Below are 5388 nucleotides of genomic sequence, written 5' to 3'. Positions count from 1 at the left end.
CTCAAGCCCACGGTGACCGAGGAGGTCGTCGAGCTGCACCGGCCGGACCTGGAGGCGCTGCGCTCGGGAGGCGACCGCTCCTTCACGGAGGTGCTGGAGGCCCGCCGGAGCCTGCGCGGCCGGGGCGCCTCACCGCTCACCGTGCAGCAGCTGGGCGAACTGCTCTACCGCTCCGCGCGCGTGCGCGACGTGCGCACCACGCAGGACGGCGAAATCACCGACCGGCCCTACCCCGGCGCGGGCGCGGTGTACGCGCTGGAGCTCTACCCCATGGTGGGCGAGTGCCAGGGCCTGGCCCCGGGCGCCTACCACTACGACCCCTTGGGCCACCGGCTGGAGAAGCTGAGCGGCCCGACGCCGGAGTTCCACGCGCTGCTGGACGAAGCGCGCGCGCCGGTGGAGCCCTTCGAGCGGCCGGAGGTGCTGATGGTGGTGGCCGCGCGCGTGCCCCGGCTCGCGTGGAAGTACGAGACGCTGGCGTACTCGCTGGTGCTGCAGGACACGGGAGCGCTGGTGCAGACGCTCTACCTGGTGTCCACCGCGATGGGCCTGAGGCCCTACGCGCTGGGCCGGAGCGACCCGGACTTCTTCCAGCGCGTGGCGGGCGTGGACGGCTTCGGCGAGGCCAGCGTGGGCGCCTTCGCGGTGTCCGGGGGAGACGCGCCCCTCGCGTCTCCCTGATTACTCCGGCGGACTGCTCCGGAGCCCCGTCAGCAGCAGGGGCTGCCGCAGCAGTGCGAACGGCCGTGCGTGTCGGTGAGGCTGGAGAGCGCCACGGCGTGATCCGCCACGTCGGCCGGCTTCTTCGGCAGGTGCAGCTCCACCTCCGCGCTGTTCACCTTCCACGTCCCGTCCGACGCCGCGTTCGCCACGGTGGAGGGGACGACCTTCAGGTGGATGCTGGCGGGCAGGTCGAAGTCGAAGCGCTTCTTGAGAGCCTCGCGCGGGTTCTTCTGCAGGGCCGCCTCGAACTCCGGCTCCTTCCACGCGAGCGCGACGGCGCGCATCCACACGGCCTGCCAGTCATTCACCGAGGCCTGGCCCCCCGGGCTCCGCGTGGGCTTGCGCGCCACCGGGCGGGCCCGAGCGGGCGCGGCCTTCGACTCCGGCTTCTTCTTGCTCATGTCAGCCTTCTCCTCCCAGCGCATCCAACAGGGCGCGGGCTTCCGAGACGGGCGGGGTTCCCCAGCCTTCGGAGAAGGTACTGTAGACCGATTGCAGCCGTTGCCGGGCTTCTTCCTGACGTCCCGAGGCCTGGAGCACCCGCGCCAGCCACGTGACGGCCTGCAGCTCCCGCATCCGGGCCCCCTGCGCGTGCGCCGCCTCCGCCGCCTGACGGAAGCACGACTCCGCGGAGGGTGCAGTGTTCCCGTCCCGCTGCAGCAGCACCTGCCCCTTGACGCGAAGCAGCTTGGACTCGTGGTACGCCTCACCCAGGACCTGGGCGCGCTGCCGTCCATGCTCCACGGTGGCGAGCGCCGCCTCCAGGAGGCCCAGCTCCAGCTCCAGCTCCGCGAGCATGGCGTAGTACGCCGGCTGGTCCATCTCCGTGCCGAACGCCTCGCGCATCGCCACGCCGCGCCGCACGGCCTCCACGTCCTTCATCGCCCACCCGCGCAGGATGCCCACGTAGGCGGACTGCTCCAGCAGGCCGTAGCGGTGGGACAGCTCCGCGTGCTGGGAGATGAGCTGGAGCGCCTCCGTCCGGTCGCCGTGCTCCTGCGCCAGCAGCAGCAGGTAGATGAAGGACAGGCCAATGCTGGTGCCATGGTTCAGCTCGCGGCCCCACGCCACCGCGGCCTCGCCGTGCGCCTTCGCCTGGTCCGGGAAGCCCAGCAGCCACATCCCCCGGCACAGCACGGACTCGCCGCCCACGCGCGTGTCCTGCCCGTAGAGGATGCGGTGCATCCGGTGCTCGACGGGGTCGAAGAGGGACAGGCACCGGTCCGCCTTCGCCTTCGCCTCTCCCAGGCGGCCTTCCAGCAGCTCGATGTTGGAGAGGATGGTGAGCGCCACCGCCTCCTGGCCCGCGTCCCCGGTGCGCTGCGCCAGCGCCACCAGCCGATCCATCAGCCCGCGCACCCGGCGCTGGTCTCCCCCCAGGTGGTAGAAGATGGAGAGGACCCACAGGGTCGGGGCCGCGTAGGGGCTCTCCCCCACGGTGAAGAGCAGCTCCAGCGAGCGCTCGGCCACGGTGCGCAGGTCCTGCGAGCGCCAGCCCTGCGTGGACATCAGCGCCGGGGCGAGCACGCCGTTGAGGCTCAGCTCCAGCTGCGCGCGCTCCACCGGGTCATCGATGGCGTCCAGCCATGACAGACCCAGCCGGGCGAAGAGGATGGCCTCCAGGTACGCGGAGCGCACCAGCGCGGCGAACGCGGCCTTCTGCGCGTAGAGGATGGCCTTGCGCTTCAGGTTCGCGGCGGCCCAGTGGTGCGCGAGGAGGTCCGGCCGCGACTCCACCTGCTCCGGGAAGTGCGCCTCCAGCGCCTCCGCCGCCTTCGCGTGCATCTGCTGGCGGTAGCGCTTGAGCATGGAGTCGTAGGCCGCGTCCCGCACCAGCGCGTGCTTGAAGAGGTACACGGGCCCCTTCGGCCGGCGCTTGCGGTGCAGGAGCCCGGAGCCCACCAGCCGCTCCAGGTCCGTCTCCAGCGCCTCCGGCGTCAGGGGGCTCACGTGGCGCAGCAGCTCATGCGTCAGCTCACGGCCCAGCACGGAGGCGATCTGCGCGGTCTCCTTGGCGCGGCCCAGCCGGTCCAATCGCGCGACCAGCAGATCCCTCAGCGTGCCCGGCACCGTGGGGCCCGCGCGGCCCGCCTCCAGCGCGAAGCGGCCCTCGCGCTCCACCAGCGCGCCGGACTCGCGCAGCGTGCGCACCAGTTCCTCCACGAACAGCGGGATGCCGTCCGTGCGCGTGACGATCTCCTCCAGCGCTTCCGGAGACAGCGGCGCTCCCGCGGCGGCGGTGGCCAGCCGCTCCACCTCCGGGCGTCCCAGCGCGCCCAGCTGCACCTGCGTCACCGCCGACGCGGCCCAGGGCGGCTCGAACTCCGGGCGCGCGCTGAACAGCGTGAGCAGGCGCGACGAGGACACCTCCTCCACCAGCGCCTTGAGCAGCTCCAGCGAGGACGGATCCGCCCAGTGCAGGTCCTCCAGCGCCAGCACCACGGGCTGGCGCTCCGCCATCGCCGCGAGCAGGGCCAGCAGCGCGTTGCGGGTGAGCTCCCGGTGCTTCATCGGCGACACGTCCAGCGGCGCCCAGCGCTCCGGCGGCAGCGGCAGGGACAACAGCGACGCGAACAGCGGCAGCGTCTCCGGCAGGTCGAAGCTGTAGCCGGACAGCAGCGCCTCCAGGCCCGTCAGCCGGCCTTCCGGAGGCAGGTCGCGGTTCGGATCCAGCATCCGCGTGAGCAGGTCCACCACGGGGGCATACGCCTGGCCGGAGCTGTCCTGCGTGCAGCGGGCCTCCAGCCACGTGTGCGGCTCCGCGCCCAGCCGGTCTCCCAGCTCGCGCATGAGGCGCGACTTGCCGATGCCCGGCTCACCGGAAATCAGCACCGCCTGTCCCTGCCCGGAGCGCACCTGCTCCCAGCGCGACAGCACCAGGTCCAGCTCGCGCGAGCGGCCCACCAGCGTGAGCGCGTCCTCGGCGCCGCTCCACGTCGCGTCCGCGCCCTGGAGCACGAACGTCTCCAGGCCCGGAGGCAACAGCTCGTTGGGGGACGCGGGCACGGCGTCCAGCGGGAAGTGCTTGCGCACCAGCTGCTGCGTGTCGCCCGTGACGAGGATGGCGCCCGGAGGCGCGGAGGTGGACAGCCGGAAGGCGATCTTCGGCGTGGTGCCCACCACGAAGCCCAGGCCGGAGAGCGTCGGGTCCCGCTGCTCGCGAGACACCACCAGGCCCGTGTGCAGGCCCACGCGGATCTCCACCCGCGTGCCGCGCTCGGCCTCGATGGCCCGTCCGCGCCGCTTCACCTCCGCCACCATGTCCAGCGCCGCCTGCGCCGCGCGCCGGGCGTCGTCCTCCCGCGCCGCCGGATAGCCGAAGTAGAAGAGGACGATGTCGCCCAGCGCGCTGGCGATGTGGCCGTTGTAGCGCCGGGCGATCTCGATGCAGACCTCCTGCTGGGCGCCCAGCACGTGATCCAACTCCTCGATGTCCACCGGTCCCGGCGCCGTCTGCGTGGCGGACAGCGTGCAGCACACCACCGTGAGCTGGCGGCGCTCACCCTCCGCCCACCGGCGCGAGCGCGTGGACACGGCATTGGGCGTGCGGCTGGACAGCTCCACCGTCGCCGTCTCCGCGTTGGGGGCGGCGGGCTGGATGCGCACGGACGAGGGCCGGCGCGGCAGGTTGGAGACGTCCACCGCCTCCAGCTGGCGCAGCAGCACCTCCGCGGACACGGTGCGCTGGGACGCGTCCTTCGCCGTCGCGCGCTGGAGCAGCTTGCCCAGCGGGTGCGCGGCGATGGCCGGGGGAATGGGCACCGGCTCCGTGGACAGCTGCTGGAAGATGACCTCCGCGACGGTGGCGCCCTCGAAGACGCGCCGGCCGGTGAGGCACTCCAGGAACACGAGCCCCCACGCGTACAAATCCGAGCGCGGCGTGGGCGCCTGCCCGCGCAGCTGCTCCGGCGCCGCGTACGACGGCGTGCCCAGCGATTCGTTGGTGGACGTGATGCGCGGCTGCGGCTCCGCGCGCGTCAGCTCATCCGTGACGGACCCGATGCCGAAGTCCAGCACCAGCGCGTTGCGCCGGGCGCCGGTGGGCACGACCATGATGTTCGCGGGCTTCAGGTCGCGGTGCACCACGTTCTGCGCGTGCGCGCACGCCAGCGCGTCCAGGAGCTGGAGCATCAGGTGGCGCGCCTCCACCGGATCCAGCACGCCCTCCTCCGCGAGCACCTGCGCCAGGTTCTTGCCCGGCACGAACTCGAAGATGGAGTAGACGGCGCCGCCCTGCGCGCGGCCTGAATCGATGAGCCGCACGATGTTCGGGTGGTGCATCTGCGCGCACAGCTTCATCTCGCGCTCGAAGCGCGCGCTGCGGCGCTCCACCGACTCCGGCGTCGCGCCCTCCGTCAGGCGCAGGAGCTTCACCGCCACGTTCTGGCCGGTGGTCACCTGGCGGGCCTTGTAGACGCGGCCGAAGCCGCCCTCGCCCAGCTCGGACAGGAGCTCGTACCGGCCCTGGAAGGCCTCCAGCAACGTAGGATCCATTGGGTTCTTCATCGCGTTCCCGAGCCTCGATCCATTGATGACCGTCCCCCCCGCCTGGGCAGGGTGATGACGAACTCCGTGAACTCACCCGGCGCCGTCTCCATGCGGAACGTGCCCTGGTGGCCCTGCACGATGATGTCATGGCTGAGCGACAGCCCCAGCCCCGTCCCC

At 72.3% G+C, this 5388-nt stretch carries 4 protein-coding genes; 1 reads left to right on the top strand and 3 read right to left on the bottom strand.

Going from position 1 to position 5388, the window contains the following annotated elements; genetic code table 11:
* Nucleotides 1-681, top strand: a 681-nt coding sequence (locus tag D7X55_RS35150; protein ID WP_121725337.1) for a SagB family peptide dehydrogenase, incomplete at its 5' end; no start/stop codon positions are given.
* Nucleotides 682-710: 29 nt separating this feature from the next.
* Here the strand turns inward: D7X55_RS35150 and D7X55_RS35145 are convergent.
* The 3 genes from D7X55_RS35145 to D7X55_RS45795 form a co-directional block, all read right to left on the bottom strand.
* On the bottom strand, nucleotides 711-1124 hold the full coding sequence (locus D7X55_RS35145; RefSeq protein ID WP_158626473.1) for a BMA_0021/BMA_0022 family TOMM bacteriocin: 414 nt from the start codon (nucleotides 1122-1124) through the stop codon (nucleotides 711-713).
* Between the two features lies 1 nt (nucleotide 1125).
* The gene (locus D7X55_RS35140; RefSeq protein WP_233610256.1) at nucleotides 1126-5217 is read right to left on the bottom strand and encodes a TOMM system kinase/cyclase fusion protein; all 4092 of its coding nucleotides are present in this window, start codon (nucleotides 5215-5217) and stop codon (nucleotides 1126-1128) included.
* A gap of 8 nt (nucleotides 5218-5225) precedes the next feature.
* Nucleotides 5226-5388, bottom strand: a 163-nt coding sequence (locus tag D7X55_RS45795; protein WP_199747292.1) for an ATP-binding protein, incomplete at its 5' end; no start/stop codon positions are given.

This window comes from Corallococcus sp. AB049A, from assembly GCF_003668885.1.
In the GTDB taxonomy this organism is placed as follows: Bacteria; Myxococcota; Myxococcia; order Myxococcales; family Myxococcaceae; genus Corallococcus; species Corallococcus interemptor.
This window is presented reverse-complemented; position numbering and strand designations above follow the sequence as displayed.

Excerpts from the sequence above, each read along its gene's own strand:
- D7X55_RS35145 (WP_158626473.1), bottom strand. The coding sequence starts at position 1,124 with ATGAGCAAGAAGAAGCCGGAGTCGAAGGCCGCGCCCGCTCGGGCCCGC.
- D7X55_RS35140 (WP_233610256.1), bottom strand. The coding sequence starts at position 5,217 with ATGGATCCTACGTTGCTGGAGGCCTTCCAGGGCCGGTACGAGCTCCTG.